This is a genomic window from Spirosoma sp. 209 (genome assembly GCF_002006735.1).
GTDB classification, from domain to species: Bacteria; Bacteroidota; Bacteroidia; order Cytophagales; family Spirosomataceae; genus Spirosoma; species Spirosoma sordidisoli.
In genome coordinates, this window is the sequence record NZ_MVEC01000009.1 from 148,676 (window position 1) to 166,804 (window position 18,129).

Sequence of the window (18,129 nt, forward strand, 5' to 3'; positions counted from 1 at the left end):
ATACTATCCAATTTCTATATAGCTGGAAGTCCATTTACCAGTCGCCACCGGTAGCCCGCAACAAGGCCACGATAAACTGCGCTTCCTGACTGCGAAGCTGAACCAGTTGCTGCTCGGCCCCCAGAATAGTGCGTTGTGCGTCCAGTACATCCAGGTACGTCGTTAGTCCTTTCAGGTATAACTCGCGATTGTACTGCTCGGTTCGACGGGCCAGTGTAAGGGTCTGATTCTGAAGGTCGATTTGTTCGCGAAGCAGGGTCAGGTTATCCAGCGCCGTTTCGGCTTCTCGCTGGGCCAGCTGTAGCTGCTGCTGGTATACCTGCTGACTGGTTTGCGCCTGTTGTCTCGAGAGCGAAACGAGTTCACGGTTGCGGTGGCCCTCGTAGAGCGGTACCGATGCGTTCACCCCTACCAGGTAGGTGGCGCTCGTCGGTACGAGCCAGGCACCGATCCGGCCGGACAACAGTCCCCCAGACCCCACCAGGTTGACCCGGGGCCGGGTAGTAGCCTGCTGTACCGCAATCTGCGCCCCGGCCAGCTGAATTTGCCGGTCGGAGCCCTGCAGATCGGGCCGACGCTGTAGCTGCTCGATCGATACGCCCGTATACGGAAACTGTGGGCCGGCGGGAAGCGGGCCGGGGGCTACGGTAAACGTTGCGGGGTCCTGAGCGCACAGCTGAGCCAGTCCATTTACCAGTTCGACCCGGGCGCGTTGCAGCCCTTTGAGCGTCACCTGCAGGCCAGCATAATCCGTTTCGGCCCGCTGTACGTCGAGCTGATTGATCAACCCGACCCGAAACCGTTCGCGAATGATAGAGAGGGTCGTATCCCGAAACTGGATATTGCGCCGGAATACCACCTGTTCGGCGTCGTTACCCCGAATCAGCAGGTACGTTCGGGCAATGTCCGACGCCAGCGACAGCCGGAAAGCCCGGTAATCGGCATCGGACGCCTGCGCCTGCAAATCAGCCACCCGAACGCCCCCGCGAATTCGCCGGAAGAGGTCGAGTTCATAGGTAGCATCGATGGGTAAGAGCTGAAACGTATTCAGCTGAAACCGGGGCAGGCTCTCGCTGGCCGTCGGAATAGCGATGGGCCGGTGTTCCGACAGGCTTTGCGTGGTAATCAATGCCGAACTGCGGATCGATGGCAGCAGGAACGATTGCGCCACCCGAACCCGAACGCGGGCTTCTTCGAGTCGGCTCAGTGCCGCCCGCAGGTTAGGGCTGTTGGTTAGCCCCAGCTGAATCAGCGATTCAAGGGTCGGATCAGCAAACCGGCCAAACCCGTTGACAAACAACTCGGGCACCGAAGGCGCCGGAATAGGCGTCTGCGAAGCGGCTGTACCGGATGCCGAAGGTCCGGTACCCGGCGCCGATGGCTGACTCTGGCCAGATCCGGGCTGAACGGTGACGGCCCCGCCCGGCGCGCTCAGTGGTACGGTCTGCGCGCCAGCTACCAGCCCGCAGGCCATCAGCCAGCTACTGACAAGTATACGTTTTTTCATCGTTGTGCCACGGTTTTTTCGGCTATAGGCTTACGAAGTCGAACGCGCTGGCCATCACGTAGCCGATCGTTGGGGTTCGTTACCACGCGCTCCTGACCGGTGAGTCCATCGGTTACCTCTATCGTGGTACCGTAGTCGCGTCCCAGCGTAATGGGCACGAATTTTACCCGCTGATCGGTGCCTACGATCACGACCCGGGGTCCCTGCGGAGTCATTTGGAGGGCATTGGCGGGTATCAGCACGGGCGCGTTGGCCGCAATCAGGTCGAAATGCACCGAACTGTAGAGGCCAGACGGAATTTCGTTCCCCGGATTGGGAATCAGTACCTCGGTCAGCAGCGTGCGCGACTCGTTTCGCAGTGTTCCTGAGGTCCGGACCACTTTGCCGACCAGCCGCCGGTTCTTCAGCTCAGGCACGACCACCGTGGCCGGGGTGCCTACTTTCATGTACTGGTAATACGTCTGGGGAACATCGACGAATACGCGCAGCGAACCCAGCTCCGACAGGGTGAACAGGGGCTGGCCCGAGCCGGGCGATACCAGATTCCCAACTTCTGCATTACGGCTGGTAATTACGCCCGAAAACGGCGCGTGAATCTGTTGCAGAGCCTTGAGAGCCTGAAGCCGCCGAAGGTTCGCCTGCGCCACGGCTACCCCCGACTGGCGCGTATCGATGTCCTGCTTCGAGATGGCGCCGGGCAGCTGAACGCTCTTCAGACGGTCGAGATTGGCCTGCGCCAGCTGCTGATCGGCCTGGGCGCGGGCAATGTCCTGCTCCAGCTCGGGCACATCGATGGTAGCCAGCAGCTGACCCTGTTTCACCTGAGCGCCGATATCGACGTACCAACGGCGCAGGAATCCCTGCGTGCGGGCAAAGAGCGGGGTTTGGCGGAACGGATGAATCTGGCCTGGCAATGTTAGCGAACTGGTATCCGAAGCCTGTTTCAGCGGAACGGCGTTGACAACCGGCTCCCGATTGCGTTCGGCACTGGCCTCGGCCTTTAATTCCTGCGCGTTCCGGATGCGGGGCAGCACGCCGAAAAACACGAATACCGCAATCAGCAGCGCAAGCGGAATAAGTACTTTAACTAGTTTCATAGGTTAATAAATAAAGGAACAACGCGTCGAATCCGCATGACCGGGCTGGCCGTTTATGCGGCAACGCCGTTGTTATTTACTGAATCGATAGATACGATGGCCTCTTTATTGAGCGGGCCGTATAGATGCGGAAATAGTTCGTTGTTCGTAGCCGCTTCGTACTTCAGCTCGTGGGTCAGCCGGCTTTCGTCGACCTGCAGCAGCAACAGATCCGGTACGTTCTGGTAATAGCGCTCCAGCACGCCGGCTACCTGCTCCCGGGTCGACAGATGAATGAATCCTTCGGTCTGTAAACTAGCGGCTTCATAGACGGGCGCGTCCTGTTGGCGCGTCCAGTCCATGGCCGTCACGACATGGTAAATCATCAGGCGTTTTGGGGTTTTTGATTTTTTTCGCGAGCGAGGTAGCTGAATACGACCGGCACGAACAGCAGCGTCGTGAACGTAGCCAGCAGCAGCCCGCCAATGACGGCCCGGCCCAGCGGTGCGTTCTGTTCGCCCCCCTCGCCCAGCCCCAGCGACATCGGCAGCATCCCGATGATCATGGCTATGGCCGTCATCAGGATGGGCCGCAGCCGGGTACGGCCCGCTTCGAGCGCGGCTTCGTAGGCGCTGCCCCCTACTTCGGGCAGGTGATCTTTAGCGAAGCTGACCAGCAGGATACTATTGGCCGTCGCCACGCCCACACTCATGATAGCGCCCATCAGTGACGGAATGCTGAAGGTCGTACCGGTCAGGAACAGCATCCAGACCATGCCACACAACGCCCCCGGCAGGGCCGTAATGATGATGAACGGATACCGGAACGACTGGAAGTTGACAACCATCAGCAGGTACACCAGCAGCGCGGCAAAGACAATCCCTAAACCCAGCCGGGTAAAGGCGCTTTCCATACTTTCGACCTGGCCGCGTATGGAAATTACGTTACCGGGCTTCAGCTGCTCCCGGTATTCGGCGGCCAGCTTGTTGAGTTCCTTGGCCACCGACCCCAAGTCTGTCCGCTCAACGGCCGCATAAACGTCGTAGGTCGGCTGGGTGTTAACGCGGTTAATGATGACGGGCGTGGTTGAGCGTTTCACGGTCGTGACGTTGCTCAGCAGCTGCGGACTGACCGACCCGGTGGCCTGCCCCGGCACGATGGGCGTTCGGAGCAGTTTCTCGTAGGAGTCCAGTTTGTAGGGGGGCGTCTGTACGGCAATGATATATGGAAAACCCGTAACCGGATCGGACCAGAAGTTAGGCCGCGTCTGCCCGGAACCGCTCAGCGAAATGTTCATGTTTGTGGCCACGCGCTGCTCGGTCAGGCCGAACTGGGCCGCCCGCTCCCGGTCAATATCCAGAAACAGTTCGGGCGCGTCCAGCACCTGATGCAGGTGTACGTCCACGGCCCCCGGCACCTGCGCAATCCGATCGCGGAGGTCGCGGGCTACGCGCAGATTGTTGACCCGGTCAAAGCCCGACACCTGCACATCGATGGCCGAGGTAAGCCCGAAGTTCAGAATCTGGCTCACGATATCGGCAGGCAGGAAGAAATACGTCACTTCGGGCATCTCGTCGCGCAGCCGGTTCCGCAGTTCACGCACGTACTCGTCGGTCGGGCGCGAGCGGTCGTCGGTCAGCGAGATAAGCAGTTCGGCGTCGGCCGCGCCGAGCGACGAGTTGTCGGTAAAGATAAAGTTGTACCGCTCGGAGGTCAGGCCGATGTTGCTGATGATCGAGCCCACTTCGTCTTCCGGAATGATGTCGCGAACGATGTCGGCGGTCTGGGCCGCCACCTGCTCGGTTGCTTCGAGTCGCGTACCGGCCGGCGCCCGCATGTGAAGCTTGATCTGACCGGCATCGACACGCGGAAAGAAGTCACGCCCGACAAACGGCACCATGACGGCGGTGAACGCCACAACGCCCAGAAACACGACGAAAACGGATCGGCGGCTGTTCAGCGCCCATTCCAGCGCCCGCATGTACCGGGCCTGAAACCGGTCGAACCCCCGGTTGAACCGCGCGTACAGCGAGTTGGGGCGGGGCGCATGACCGGCACTGTGGCCTTCGCTCCGCAGCATCAGATCAGCGAGCATGGGAACGAGCGTTCTCGACAGCACGTACGACGCCAGCATGGCAAAGACGACGGCCTCGGCCAGTGGCCCGAACAGAAACCGCGCCGGCCCTTCCAGAAACAGCACCGATGTGAATACGATACAAATCGTCAGGGTCGAGACCAGGGTGGGCGTCGCAATCTGCTGAGCCCCTTCCAGAATAGCCTGGCGAAGCGGCATGCCCAGCTCCTCGTTGCGGTGAATATTTTCGATCGTTACCGTGGCGTCGTCGACCAGAATACCGATGGCCAGCGCCAGCCCGCCCAGGGTCTGGATATTGAGCGTTTCGCCCAGCAGATACAGCGCGATCAGCGACGAAAGGATCGAAAGCGGAATGGAGATAGCCACGATCAGCGTACTGCGCCAGCTGCCCAGGAACAGCAGAATCATGGCGGCTGTCAGCAGCGCGGCTATAATGCCTTCAACGACAACCCCGTGGATAGAGGCCCGCACAAACACCGACTGATCGAACAGCTCTTCGATCCGCAGGCCCGAGGGAGCAGCCGCCCGCACCGTAGGCAGAATCTGGTTCCGGATGCGGTCAACGATCTGCGTGGTCGATGCATTACCGGTTTTCACCAGGCTCATCAGTACCCCTTTGCTGCCGTCCTGTTTCACGATATTGGCCTGCACCGCCGATCCGTCGTGTACGTTGGCTACATCGCGCATGTGCACGGTCGTGCCGCCTACTATCTTGATCGGTACGTCGTTGAGCGTGGCAACGGCGTCGGGTTTGGAGTTGAGTCGGATGTTGTATTCGCGGTCGGCTACCCGCAGCGCCCCGCTGGGCAGGGTCAGGTTCTGAACGCTGACCGCGTTGAGCACTTCTTCGGGCGTTACGTTGTAGGCGATCATGCGCTCCGGCTCCAGATCGACCATGATCTGCCGGGTTTTGCCGCCAAACGCCTGCGACAGCCGGGCGCCCTGTACTGTGGCGATCTGCGGCCGAACGCGCGTCTGGGCATAGTCGGTGATCTGCGGTTCGGTCAGGCTATCCGACGACAGGCCCAGCTGCAGCACCGGCGCATCGGTAGCGTTATACCGAACAATCAGCGGAGGCTGCGTACCGGGCGGCATCCGGGTCAGAATCGTCTGCGAAATGGCCGTCACCTGCGCAATGGCTTCTTCGATCCTGACGGTGGGCTGAAAGTACAGCTTGATGGCAGCCGTACCGTTGTAGGTTTGCGATTCGACCCGCTGTATGTCGCTGACGTTGTTGATGATGGAGGTTTCGGAGAAGTTGGTCACCATCTTCTCCATTTCGTTCGTAGACAGGCCGTTATAACCCCAGAGGACCGATACAACGGGTATGTTTATACGCGGAAAGATATCTGTGGGCATCTGCACGATCGACAGACCGCCCATAATCAGAATCAGCAACGCCATGACGGCGATGGTATATTTTTTCTCTAACGCTAAGCGGACAATCCACATGGCAAGGCAGGCAATACGAACACTACAAGAAAAAAAGGCGGTTAATTCTACTCAAAGGACCATGAGTAGAATTGAACAGTTTTTAGAATAACAAAAGACAAGAGCTATCCTAGTAGGCTGAGAAGGGGCAAGTTAGCACTAATATGCCCTAAAAGTCAATCACTTATAATTGCACAATCAGAAGAATTAATTGCGGTAGACCACTATTGCCTGCAAATAGCGGAAACCAGCCGCGAGCCGTACCTTTGTGATCCGAACAAAACCAATTTCGATCATGCCGAAGGCACAGATGAACACCGACAAGGGCACGATGACTATCGAGTTTTTCGAGAAAGACGCGCCCAAAACAGTCGAAAACTTTATTACCCTGGCCAAAAAAGGGTTTTACGATGGCGTTATATTTCATCGGGTTATTCCCAACTTCATGATTCAGGGGGGCGACCCGACCGGTACCGGCGCGGGCGGCCCTGGCTACTCCATTGATTGCGAACTAACCGGCGACAACCAATACCACGACCGGGGTGTGCTGAGCATGGCCCACCGGGGGCGGAATACGGGCGGCTCGCAGTTCTTTATCTGCCACAACCGCCAGAACACGCAACACCTCGACCGGAACCATACGGTGTTCGGTAAGGTAGTCGACGGCCTGGACGTAATCGACCAGATCCGCCAGGGCGATAAAATTAACAGCATCACGGTAACGGAAGAGTAATCCGTCAACCCCACCGGTGCTACCCAAACCGGTCTTGATTCAGCGTTTCATCGATACGCTGAATCAAGACCGGTTTTTTTATTAGCGGTCCGTGCAGCCGGCGCTACACCGAATCATGACTGGAGGGGTTGGTTGCTGACGCCAGAATTGCTGACACGCGAGAGACGCAAGGGCCGGGGCGCCGGTGCGATTGCGTCTCTACATGGCCGCCAATTGCAGCAGGACGTGGGTGTGTCAGCTGTAGGCGGGGGTTTTGCGGGAGGTGAATCCGAGGATGGCTAGTCCGACGGCTACGCCTATACCAAGGCCGCTGATTAGTTTGATCTGGCTGTAGCCGTCCTGCTCGGCGCTGATAGCGGCATAAGCCCAGGCAAAGACCAGGATATAGGCAATGCTCCGAAACCGGTTGAAGACGATGGCCCCAACGACCAGCCCCACAACTAGTACGGCAACAGCCCAGGTCTCTTCGCTCAGACTGAGCAGGCTGAACTCCGTTGCTTTCAGAAATACGGCTACGTTAAGAATAGTCGCTACGGTTAGCCAGCCGAAATAAATAGAGAAGGGAATACGGGCCAGCCAGGTTTCGGTAGCGTTGGCTGCCGATTCGGGCAGGGTAGCGTCCGGGTCGACCGATACAACCGGTACGTGCCGCCGGGCCAGCAGCCGGTGCTCGATCAGGGTGGCCGTGCCGAGCATGACCAAAATCACAAACAGAGCCACGCCGATCAGCTCGTTGTTAAACAGCGGACTCCAGATCGCATTACAAAGCGTGTTGATGACAACCAGCCACCCTACCGCCCGAAAACGCGGGTTGGTCCGCTGCGACGGAAGCGCCTGATAGACCGCGAAGGCCAGCAGCCCCAGAAAGATCAGCCCCCAGATCGAGAAGGCGTACCCGGCCGGGGTGATCAGCGTGTGATATTTATCGGAAATCTCGCCGTTGGTCATCCCGCCAAACGCGCGGGTGTTTGACAGGTAGTTCATCACGATCATCGTAATGACGCTGAACACAACGAGAAACTGGCGTACCTTATCGGTTTGCATAAACAGGGAACGGGGTTGGATGTTCCTCAACAACCAACCCCGTTCCCGTTGTGTTTCAAACCGGCTCCCAAACCCAGCCGGTCGTTGGGAGGCCCACCTCTACAGCTCCAGAATCTTGAACTCGGTCCGGCGGTTGCGCTGGTGCTCTTCTTCGGTTTTGGCGTTTTTGACAACCAGCTGTGTCTCTCCGTACCCTTTGGCGGTCATCCGGCTGGCATCGATCCCTTTCGAGACGATATACTCTACTGCCGATTTGGCCCGGTTCTGCGACAGGCGCAGGTTATAGGCATCCGGAGCCCGTACGTCGGTATGCGAACTCAGCTCGATCTTGAGGGTTGGGTTATCCTGCAAAATAGCCACCAGCTTATCCAGTTCGGCAGCCGCATCGGGGCGGATGTTGTACTTGTCGAGGTCGTAGTAGATGTTCTCCAGCACGAACGTCCGGTTCAGCGTGGCCCTGTCCAGCAGCAGCGCTACGTTGAAAGTCGTGTCGGTCTGCGGTTTGGTCAGGAAAATCTGCGGAATGCTGCGGCCCTGCATCGAGAACGACTCCCGGCGGGTCAGGTAGCCTTTGCGCTCGGCCAGTACCGTATAGTCCTTGCCTTCCTGAACGGGATACTTGCCGAATGTACCCGGCTGCCCCGTTGTCACCTCGGCGATGGGCTGACCGGTAGCGTCGTCGATAATCCGTACCCGCGCCGAATCGAGCGGAGCGATGGGCGTCTCGTTAGCCGATACAGTACCGGCCAGGAAGTACCGAACCGTTTTGGGCGCCCCCGGCGGATTCTGTGCAATAGTCGTCGTATCGGGCGCAGGGCCTTCCTGGAAGAAATAAATATCGTCATCGCCTTTGCCCCCGCCCCGGTTCGAGGTCAGGTAGCCTTCGGTCGGTTTCGTGTAGATCAGGCCGAAATCGTCGGCGGGCGAGTTGATCGGCTGGCCCATATTCGCCACCCGCGTCACCCCGCCCGAGCGGGTAGCCACAAATACGTCCAGCTTACCCAGGCCCGGGTGGCCATCCGACGCAAAATACAGCTTGGCATCCGGCGCTACGTAGGGAAACATCTCATCGCCGGGCGTATTGATGTCGCGACCCATATTGACCGGGCGGCTGAACCGGCCCGACGCGTCGATGCTGGTGCGGTAAAGGTCGATACCGCCTGCCCCACCGGCCCGGTTCGAGGCAAAATAAAGCGTTCGGCCATCACCCGAAAACGCGGGCGAGCCATCCCAGGCCAGCGAATCGCTGATGGGCAGGCGCTGCGGCTGGCTCCAGACATTACCTTCGCCCAGACGGCTGATGTACAGATCCACGTCCAGCCCGCCTTTGCGCTTGCCGGTATTGCCGCGGGCAAACACCATGGCTTTGCCATCTTTCGAGAAAGCCGGCGTTCCTTCGTTTACGTTATCCTGAAACACGTTCTGGCTGAACAGCTCGGGCGCCGGTACCGTACCGGTTTCGTCGGGTTTCTGACCGGACAGCGCATTGCTCAGCTTCGTTTTGTACAGCCCCAGCATGGGCAGGCCGTTGTTCTTGTAGACCTGCTCTTTCCGCGAGGCTGTGAAGATCAGCTCTTCGCCCCGTACCACCGGCCCAAACTCCGAACCGGGCGAGTTGACAGCCCCTACGTTCTGCAGGGTGATGAGCGACTTGTTGGCGGCAATGATGTTGATGGCTTTCAGCGTTTCGATCTCGCGTTTGGCTTTGTCCAGCACCGGTTTGGCCGTTGTGCGGGGTGCGCTGGCCACATACTGCTGCAACTGCTCAAGCGCCCCGGCATAATTGCCCTGCGATTTTAACGCATACGCATAGTTGAAACGGGCATCCGGCTCGGCCGTATTCGCTTCGAGGGCTTTCTGATAGAACGGAACGGCTTCGCCAAACCGGTTCGAAAGCCGGTACGATTCGGCCGTGTAATAGTTGAGCCGGGCGGGATCTACGCTGCCTTTGGTCGCTTTCTGGAACTGAGTCAGCGCCAGGTTGTACTCGCCGGCATCGTAATGACGAACGCCTTTCTTGTAAGCCATCATGGCCGAGTTACAACCTCCCAGCGACAGAGCCAGACCCAACGCGGCCAGCAGCGCCGACGACGTATTGATTTTCATAGAGATTGAAGAGCAAAAACCCACTGTGCCGCCAAGATATGAAGATTTCTGACGGGACTAATTTTTAACGAATACAATCCGCATTTATTGAGGATTGTTTGCAATGGCGAACCGCAAAAAAAGCCTTTGGACCAGCCTCCTACCATTCAATCAACTTTATGCCCCGATTAACGCCAAAAAAGCCACCCCGCCCAGCGCTGACTACGGGGGTAGGGCACTGCTGCGGGGTGGCTAATGAGGTCTCGTTCTACGGCTTAAACCTGCTCGACGGCGGCTATTTCTTCGACCACGTCGGTAGCGTAGGCATCGGTCGGCACGCAGGAGCAAACCAGATTGCGGTCGCCATAGGCCGAATCGATCCGGCTCACGCTGGGCCAGAACTTACGGGCACGAACCTGCGGCAGCGGGTAAACGGCTTTCTCACGACTGTAGGGACGATCCCAGCTGTCGGAGAGCGCGACCGAGGCCGTATGCGGAGCGTATTTGAGCACGTTGCTGGCACGGTCGGCCTGACCGGCTTCGATTTCGCGTATCTCGTTCCGAATGGCGATCATGGCGTCGCAGAACCGGTCCAGCTCGGCTTTCGACTCCGACTCGGTCGGTTCGATCATCATCGTACCGGCTACCGGGAAGGAGACCGTTGGCGCGTGGAACCCGTAGTCCATCAGGCGTTTGGCAATATCTTCTACCTCGACACCAACGGCCTGCTTGAACGGCCGGCAGTCGATGATCATTTCGTGAGCCGCGCGTCCCTTATCGTTGGTGTAGAGCGTCTCGTAGTGACCTTCGAGCCGGGCTTTGATGTAGTTGGCGTTCAGAATGGCCCGCTTGGTGGCGTTGGTCAGCCCTTCTCCACCCATCATCGCGATGTAGGCGTATGAGATGGTCAGGATGCTGGCCGATCCGTAAGGTGCGGCCGATACGGCGCCCGCGGCTTCCGGGCTGGCGTTGAGCGAAACGTGGCCAGGCAGAAACGGCACCAGCTGCTCCGCTACGCCGATGGGGCCCATACCGGGTCCGCCACCACCGTGGGGAATGCAGAAGGTTTTGTGCAGGTTGAGGTGACAAACGTCGGCCCCGATGGTGGCCGGGCTGGTCAGGCCTACCTGCGCATTCATGTTGGCTCCGTCCATGTATACCTGCCCGCCATGCTGGTGAATAACGGCGCAGATTTCCTTGATGCTTTCTTCAAATACGCCGTGGGTCGAGGGGTAGGTCACCATCAGGCACGACAGATCAGCACTGTGCTGTTCTGCTTTGGCTTTCAGGTCGGCTACGTCGATATTGCCGCGCTCGTCGCACTTGACGATAACCACTTTCATGCCAGCCATAACGGCGCTGGCGGGGTTGGTACCGTGGGCCGATTGCGGAATCAGCGCAATCTGGCGGTGATGATCGCCCCGGCTTTCGTGATAGGCCCGAATGACCATCAGACCGGCGTATTCGCCCTGCGCGCCCGAGTTGGGTTGCAGCGACATGGCCGCAAAACCCGTAATCTCACACAGCCAGTCGTTCAGGTCGCTGAACAGCTGCTGATAACCCGCCGTCTGGTCTTTGGGTGCAAAGGGGTGCAGCTTCCCGAATTCCGGCCAGGTAACCGGAATCATTTCGGTCGTTGCGTTCAGCTTCATGGTGCAGCTTCCCAGCGAAATCATCGAATGAACCAGCGACAGGTCTTTTTCTTCGAGCGACCGCAGGTACCGCAGCATCTCGTGTTCGGTATGGTGGGTGTTGAAAACCGGGTGGGTCAGGTAGTCCGACTGACGAACGAGCCGCTCGGGCCAGGTAATCGCCAGTTCGTCGGCCAGATCGGTCAGGTCGATCTTAACCCCGAATACCGTCAGCAGCTCCGATACGTCGTGCACCGTTTTGGCTTCATCGAACGATATGCTCACGTGCTCATCGTCGGCCCAGTAGCGCAGGTTGAGCTGAGCCGCCCGCGCCGATTTTTTCAGCGAGTCGACATCCTGCACTTTCACCGTTACGGTATCGAAATAATGCTCGGTCACGACCGTATGGCCGCAGCGGTGCAGTGCCGTAGCGAAGAGTTTAGTCAGGCCGTGGGTACGTTCGGCAATGGCGCGAATCCCCTCGGGACCGTGATAAACGGCGTAGCTGCCCGCCATAACGGCCAGCAGTACCTGAGCCGTACAGATGTTGGAGGTTGCTTTTTCGCGCCGGATGTGCTGCTCGCGCGTTTGCAGGGCCATGCGCAGGGCCGGTTTGCCTTCCGCATCGATCGACACGCCGATGATCCGGCCCGGTATCTGCCGTTTGAAGGCATCGCGGGTAGCAAAGAAAGCGGCATGTGGGCCACCGTAACCCATCGGTACCCCAAACCGCTGGGCCGATCCGACCACCACATCGGCGCCCATCTCACCGGGCGAGGTCAGCAGGGCCAGGGCCAGCAGGTCGGCGGCTACGGCTACGGTAATACCCAGCTCGTGGGCTGCGGCAATCAGGTCGGTATAGTCGAACACGTCGCCGTTGGTGGCCGGGTACTGCAGCAGCATCCCGAACAGGTCGCCGGTGGTCAGATCGACCGACCGGTGGTCACCTACCAGCACCTTGATCCCGATGGGGGTAGCGCGGGTGCGGATGACGTCGATGGTTTGGGGGTGGCAGAACGCCGACACGAAAAACGTCTGGGCCGACTTCCGGGCCGCCGGACGCGTGGCGAACAGCATGGCCATGGCTTCGGCCGCAGCGGTGGCTTCGTCGAGCAGCGACGCGTTGGCCAGATCCATGCCGGTTAGGTCCGAAACGACCGTCTGGAAATTGAGCAGCGCTTCGAGACGACCCTGGGCTATTTCGGCCTGATAGGGCGTATAGGCCGTATACCAGGCCGGATTCTCCAGAATATTACGAAGAATGACGGTTGGCGTAATGGTATCGTAATAGCCGGTGCCGATATAGGACTTGAAGACCTTATTCTGACTGGCCAGCTGTTTGAAATCGATCAGAAACTGCGTCTCGGTTTTGGGCGCGGGCAGGTTGAGCGGGCGGGCGAGCCGGATGGTATCGGGTACGGTCTGTGCAATCAGTTCGTCGATTGAGCTGACCGGCTGGCCGGTTTTACTCACGGTCTGAAGCATGTCGGCGAGTGCCGCATCGGTTTGTTCGGAACGCCGACCGCCATGGTGACGATTTTCAAACAAGTCTGTTGGGAGAAGATTGAGTTTCATGCCGGGGTCGCCCTCGTGATTTTCGTTTGATTGAAAACTCAAATTTACGGCAAAACGTGCGATTTGCGGGTGTTTACTACCAAGTCGATTTGGCAGGATAATAGGCTGTCTCTGTATGAAGTATATAATTTATACCGTTTTAAAAGATGAATCGCCCAAAACAGGTCGGCCCACCACCGACAAAAGCCATGGGCATATTCTGGCCTAGTTTTTGTAAAACTGCCTTTTAGTCATAAACCCAACCTCCTGTTATGCAATGTCGCGTGTGTGGAAGCGAGACAACTCCCCTCTTCAATACGGTCGTTTTACACCGGTATGAAGTGACTTATTTTGAGTGTCGAACCTGCGCTTTTGTTCAGACAGAGGACCCCTACTGGCTTCCGGAGGCATATAGCAACGCCTTTACCGCAACTGACACCGGCACGCTGCAACGGAGTCTGATTCTGGGCAGATCGGCCGCCACACTGCTCTATTTCGCGTTTGACAGAGCCGGCAAATTCGTGGACTATGCAGGTGGATACGGCACACTGGCCCGGCTGATGCGGGACATCGGATTTGATTTTTATTCGACAGACCTCTATGCCGAAAATTTTATGGCCCGTGGGTTCGATGCTGAACCCGGTCACTACGAACTGGCTACCGCTTTCGAATGTTTCGAGCATTTTGCTCATCCCCGACAGGAGCTTGAAAAAATCCTGGCGTATTCAGACAACATTTTTTTCACTACCCAGCCCTGCCCCGAACCGGCCCCGGCCATAACCGACTGGTGGTATTATGCCCCGCACCACGGCCAGCACGTAGCGCTTTACAGGCCCCAAACGCTGGCCTATCTGGGTCAGCAATACGGTTTGCATTATCATCGAATTCTGAATTATCATCTCTATACCCGCAAACGTATTCCTGCTTTTCTGTTTCCGTTCCTGGTTGTAGCGGGTCGGCTTGGCCTTTCGGCAATCGTTCGACTGCTTATGAAAAGCCGCATATTATCGGACGCAGCCCTACTGAACAGACGCGGACCCTCTCATAGCCTACCCACGAAATGAAAAGTTACAAAGACTACCCCCGCCAATCTGTATCGATGTCGAAGGATGACGTATTTCAATCGACGCTGAAACAAATTTTTACCGAAAACCAGATCGATTACGTCATCGAGACCGGCACCTGGCTCGGTACGGGCTCTACCCAGACACTAGCCAGGGCTTTTTCGCCTGGTCGATTACCGAAGGCGTATTATACGATCGAAGGCAACCTTACCTTCCATACTATTGCCCGGTTTAATCTGCTGAAATGGCCCTTCGTTAAGCCGCTCTGGGGCGATACTGTAGCCAAGGAAAAAGCCCTTCATTTTATCAAACATGACGAAGCCCTGCTTCATCATGAGCAATATGCCGACGTATTTATCGATACGCTCGAGGACCCGGTCCGTTTTTACACGAATGAGGTCGAAGGCAAGCTGGGAAAAAACTGGGTTATCAGTATGGTAGACTGGTTTGGCGAGACATTTCTTAGCCGACAGGATGATTTACTGCAAAACCTGCTGATCAAACACCGCGATGACCGTCCGCTGGTTTTACTCGACTCGGCGGGTGGTATCGGCTGGCTCGAATACCAGACCGTTCGCGATACACTCGGTAACCGGCCCTACTGGCTTATTCTCGACGATATTCACCACCTGAAGCATTTTCGCTCATTCAACGATGTGCGAACCAGGGCCGATTTCCGGGTTATTGGTCATAGTCTGGCCGATGGCTGGATGATCGCTGAGCACCTGGCTTAACCGCTACCCTACCTGATGCTGAGCCGGCAGCAGGCTCTGAACCGCACCGATGACCCGCTCAACCGATATAACATCGATCGAAAACGGAGATTCGGGATTGAACTGCGGAGCAATCTGGTCAAGCCGGTGCCGATGCTGCTCAACGAAGTCAGGATACAGATGGTGAATATGTGCCCCTGACGGGTGCGGATATGGATGCCATCGAACCAGTGATTTTCCCTGTGAAGCAACGATGGTAGGCGTTTGGGTAGAAGCCGCGATATGTACGATGCCAGTTTCATTGGTGATCAGCAGGCTGGCGTGGTTGACAACGTAAATCAGCTCGGCAATGGAAAGCCGGCCCGTCAGGTCAAGTATGGCCGAATGGTCGGCTAGCAGCGCCAGCATGGCATCGGAATAGACCTGTTCATTGGGCGCTCCCGTCAGGACAATATGATAGGCCGGATAGTTTTTCCGGATAAACTGAGTTACCTGAGCGTACCGGCTGGCGGGCCATATCCGAAAATCCTGCCCGGCACCCAGCGACAGAACAACGTAACGATCCGGCACTGCTACTGGTTTGGCCCGCTGGCTATCCAGATGTAGTGAGGAGGTGGGCACTGGCTGGCTCAGAAACTGCTCGGTAATACGCCGGTTACGCTCCTGCTCGAACAGAATACCCGCGCCAGAGTCGATCATTCGGGTGTAGAGCTGATTACCAAACCAGGCTTCCCAGCGCTTGATATTGACAAAATCGGTCAGGCAGCCTACCCGCTCCGGCGCACCCGATACGCGAGCCAGAAAATCGTCCAGTACCAGAACGCGGCTGAACGTGGGGCAGAAAACCACCTCGAAGCCTTGCCGACGGAGCTGCCGCATAAAACGAAACCGGTAAACGGGCTGAGTCGACAGTTTGTAGATATCGGTCCAGAGGAACGCGTCGACCAGGTCACTGTCAAACGTCTCCGCAATGGTTCGGATAGGCAAGTTGGCGCATAGGGTAATAGCATAGCCCCGGAAACGATCTGACTGACGGATAGTAGCCAGGTAATTCCGGAACAGCAGGTAATCGCCCAGAACGTCGACGCGAATTATGAGCAGCGATCTTGGCCGACGCTGCACACGGCCTGCCGATAGTATGGCCAGCGTGTCTACCAGAAACAGGGTAAGGTCGATGAGCGCCAGCACGGGCGTTAGCAAGGGTGACGTTTTAAGCGTTCGAATCAACGATTTGATAGTCATACGAAACAGTGCCAGCCTGTCATAACCGGCAAATTATTCTTACGGCCTGAAAATGAGCCTACAACCTTATGTTTTTACCCAATCGGGAATAAATTTACTGTTAACCTAACAACGATCTCCCCCAATGGCGAAGTCGAAACCTACCGCGTCGGCCCGGCAAAAAACGAAGCTAGCTACAAACCCCGGCCCTACACCCACTTTTGTCTCTAAACAGGGCTTATCCGCTGCCGCTGCTTCATCCGAAACACCAGTTGCGAAGCCGTTTCATCTGTCCAACCCACTGCGTCTCGGGTTAAGTGCGGTCATGCTCCTGGTTGCGTTGGTGCCTGTTATTCGGTACTACGACGTGGTTTGGCACAATGCGGTCAACGTTCCTTTCGAAGATGATTTCAACAGTACCCTCCAGTTCATTGCAACCTACGCCTTCGACACCCATTCGCTGGCCGATACATGGCGGCTTATTTTTTCTCAGCACAACGAGCACCGGATTGTTTTTGACCGGCTGGTTTTCCTGGCCGACTATGCCATAGGCGGACACGTCAATTTTCGTAACCAGATTCTGTTCGGGAATCTGTCGCTGGTATTTGTGGCCTGGCTCCTGTTCATGGCTTCGTTCAGGTCGTTAACCCTCCTGCAAAAACTGTTCTATTTCTTACCGGTTCCGTTTCTTTTGTTCCAGCTACATTTCTGGGAGTTGACGGTCTGGGGAATGGCCTCCATCCAGAATCTCTATATCGTTGTCTTTGCCCTGCTGAGCCTGTATGCGCTTAGTCGGGCATCGGAGCGGCCCGTCTGGTTTACGATAGCCTGTTTGAGTGCGGTAGTAGCAGCTTTTACCAGCGGGAACGGCATATTTACGTTTCTGGTGGGCCTGCCGGTGCTGATTCTGCTGAAGGAGTACCGTAAACTGGGTATCTGGGCAGGTGTTGCCGTAGTTACGGTTTCCTTGTATTTCTGGGGGTATGTCAAACCGGGTCATCATCCGCCCATACTGGAAACCTTTCTGCATAACAGCGGCCAGTTCTTCGATCATTTTTTTACGCTGACCGGCTCTGATTTTTCGGCTCAGCCCGCTTACCCCATCAGAGCCGGCAAATGGATGCTGGCCCTGATCCTCGCCCTAATCGCCTACAACGCGTACCGGAAGCAACTTGTCCGTTCGAACGTTACGATTCTGGCCTTGCTGGCATTCATGTACATCAGCTGCCTGTCGGTATCGGCAGGCCGGGCGGGATTCGGAGTGGCCCAGGCAATGGGACCGCGCTACGGCATCCTGTCTGTCATGTTGTTGATAGGCCTTTATATTCTGTGCGTTGAAACGACGAGAGGCTCCTATTCCAGGGCTGCGCTGGTTGTATCGGGATTAGCCCTGTCCGTTTATCTGTACACCAATTCGTATCGGCAGCACCTGGCAAAAGTAGCCGATCGAACAACCAATCTTGAATTCAGTACCGCCCTTTACAATGACAACCCCAATAACCTCATCCTTTTCTGGGGCGACCCCAAACGGGCAAAAGAAATTTTTCAGGATGCTCTCAGAAAAGGTATTTATCAGGTACCGAAACTGACCCTGGCCGATATAAAGAGCCAGCCAACTCAGCTGGATAGCCGCCTGCTTGTGCCAACAAACGACGTAACCGCTGATGTGAAACCCTATCTTACTAACGACTATCTGGTAGTTTATCAGGCCTGGGCCGTCAACAGTCAGCCATCTGCCGATACGCAGATTGAGCTGGTGGCACAATCTGCTCAGGCTTCTTACCTCTTTACAACCCGCCGACAAATCCGGTACGACGTTGCCAACCAGTATCAGTCTCCGTTATTGCTGGAAGCTGGCTTTTCGAGTGTTATCAAAAAAACCGATCTGAAGCCAGGCCGTTATACTTTAGGCGTTCGACTAATTACCAAAGGCCAGCAGTCGTACCTGCCGCTGGCGGCCAGTTTCGACGTGTAA

The 18,129-nt window shown here is 57.0% G+C and carries 12 protein-coding genes; 4 read left to right on the forward strand and 8 right to left on the reverse strand.

The annotated features are described in order from the left end of the window. Positions 1 to 34: 34 nt before the first annotated feature. From B1C80_RS15950 to B1C80_RS15965, 4 genes are read right to left on the reverse strand one after another with little or no spacing between them, the layout of a single operon-like run. The gene (locus B1C80_RS15950) at positions 35 to 1,507 is read right to left on the reverse strand and encodes a TolC family protein (RefSeq protein ID WP_077922184.1); all 1,473 of its coding nucleotides are present in this window, start codon (positions 1,505 to 1,507) and stop codon (positions 35 to 37) included. After that, positions 1,504 to 2,604 (reverse strand): efflux RND transporter periplasmic adaptor subunit, encoded by a 1,101-nt coding sequence (locus B1C80_RS15955; RefSeq protein WP_077922185.1) that lies wholly within the window; start codon positions 2,602 to 2,604, stop codon positions 1,504 to 1,506. Before B1C80_RS15955 ends, B1C80_RS15950 begins: the two co-directional genes overlap by 4 nt. A gap of 53 nt (positions 2,605 to 2,657) precedes the next feature. After that, positions 2,658 to 2,969 (reverse strand): DUF952 domain-containing protein, encoded by a 312-nt coding sequence (locus B1C80_RS15960; RefSeq protein WP_077922186.1) that lies wholly within the window; start codon positions 2,967 to 2,969, stop codon positions 2,658 to 2,660. Beyond that, positions 2,969 to 6,130: an efflux RND transporter permease subunit gene (locus B1C80_RS15965; RefSeq protein ID WP_077922187.1), complete on the reverse strand. Its 3,162-nt coding sequence runs from the start codon at positions 6,128 to 6,130 to the stop codon at positions 2,969 to 2,971. The genes B1C80_RS15960 and B1C80_RS15965 overlap by 1 nt, the downstream gene beginning before the upstream one ends. Before the next feature lie 274 nt (positions 6,131 to 6,404). Here B1C80_RS15965 and B1C80_RS15970 point away from each other — a divergent pair, with 274 nt between their 5' ends. Next, positions 6,405 to 6,842: a peptidylprolyl isomerase gene (locus tag B1C80_RS15970; protein WP_077922188.1), complete on the forward strand. Its 438-nt coding sequence runs from the start codon at positions 6,405 to 6,407 to the stop codon at positions 6,840 to 6,842. A 234-nt stretch (positions 6,843 to 7,076) separates the two neighbouring features. Here B1C80_RS15970 and B1C80_RS15975 read toward each other — a convergent pair whose 3' ends face one another. The 3 genes from B1C80_RS15975 to gcvP all read right to left on the reverse strand — a co-directional run bounded on the left by B1C80_RS15975 (position 7,077) and on the right by gcvP (position 13,177). Further along, positions 7,077 to 7,886: a TspO/MBR family protein gene (locus B1C80_RS15975; protein WP_077922189.1), complete on the reverse strand. Its 810-nt coding sequence runs from the start codon at positions 7,884 to 7,886 to the stop codon at positions 7,077 to 7,079. Between the two features lie 99 nt (positions 7,887 to 7,985). Next, complete coding sequence (locus tag B1C80_RS15980; protein ID WP_077922190.1) at positions 7,986 to 9,992, reverse strand: OmpA family protein; 2,007 nt, start codon at positions 9,990 to 9,992, stop codon at positions 7,986 to 7,988. A 254-nt stretch (positions 9,993 to 10,246) separates the two neighbouring features. Beyond that, complete coding sequence (gene gcvP / locus B1C80_RS15985) at positions 10,247 to 13,177, reverse strand: aminomethyl-transferring glycine dehydrogenase (RefSeq protein WP_077922477.1); 2,931 nt, start codon at positions 13,175 to 13,177, stop codon at positions 10,247 to 10,249. A 251-nt stretch (positions 13,178 to 13,428) separates the two neighbouring features. On the opposite strand from gcvP, the gene B1C80_RS15990 reads away from it, so the two are divergent. Next, the gene (locus B1C80_RS15990) at positions 13,429 to 14,220 is read left to right on the forward strand and encodes a class I SAM-dependent methyltransferase (RefSeq protein ID WP_077922191.1); all 792 of its coding nucleotides are present in this window, start codon (positions 13,429 to 13,431) and stop codon (positions 14,218 to 14,220) included. Further along, on the forward strand, positions 14,217 to 14,954 hold the full coding sequence (locus B1C80_RS15995) for a hypothetical protein (protein WP_077922192.1): 738 nt from the start codon (positions 14,217 to 14,219) through the stop codon (positions 14,952 to 14,954). The genes B1C80_RS15990 and B1C80_RS15995 overlap by 4 nt, the downstream gene beginning before the upstream one ends. A 3-nt stretch (positions 14,955 to 14,957) precedes the next feature. Here the strand turns inward: B1C80_RS15995 and B1C80_RS16000 are convergent, their stop codons facing one another. Further along, positions 14,958 to 16,175: a glycosyltransferase family 9 protein gene (locus B1C80_RS16000; RefSeq protein WP_077922193.1), complete on the reverse strand. Its 1,218-nt coding sequence runs from the start codon at positions 16,173 to 16,175 to the stop codon at positions 14,958 to 14,960. Between the two features lie 124 nt (positions 16,176 to 16,299). Here B1C80_RS16000 and B1C80_RS16005 point away from each other — a divergent pair, with 124 nt between their 5' ends. Further along, positions 16,300 to 18,129, forward strand: a complete 1,830-nt coding sequence (locus B1C80_RS16005) for a hypothetical protein (RefSeq protein ID WP_139361663.1) — start codon at positions 16,300 to 16,302, stop codon at positions 18,127 to 18,129.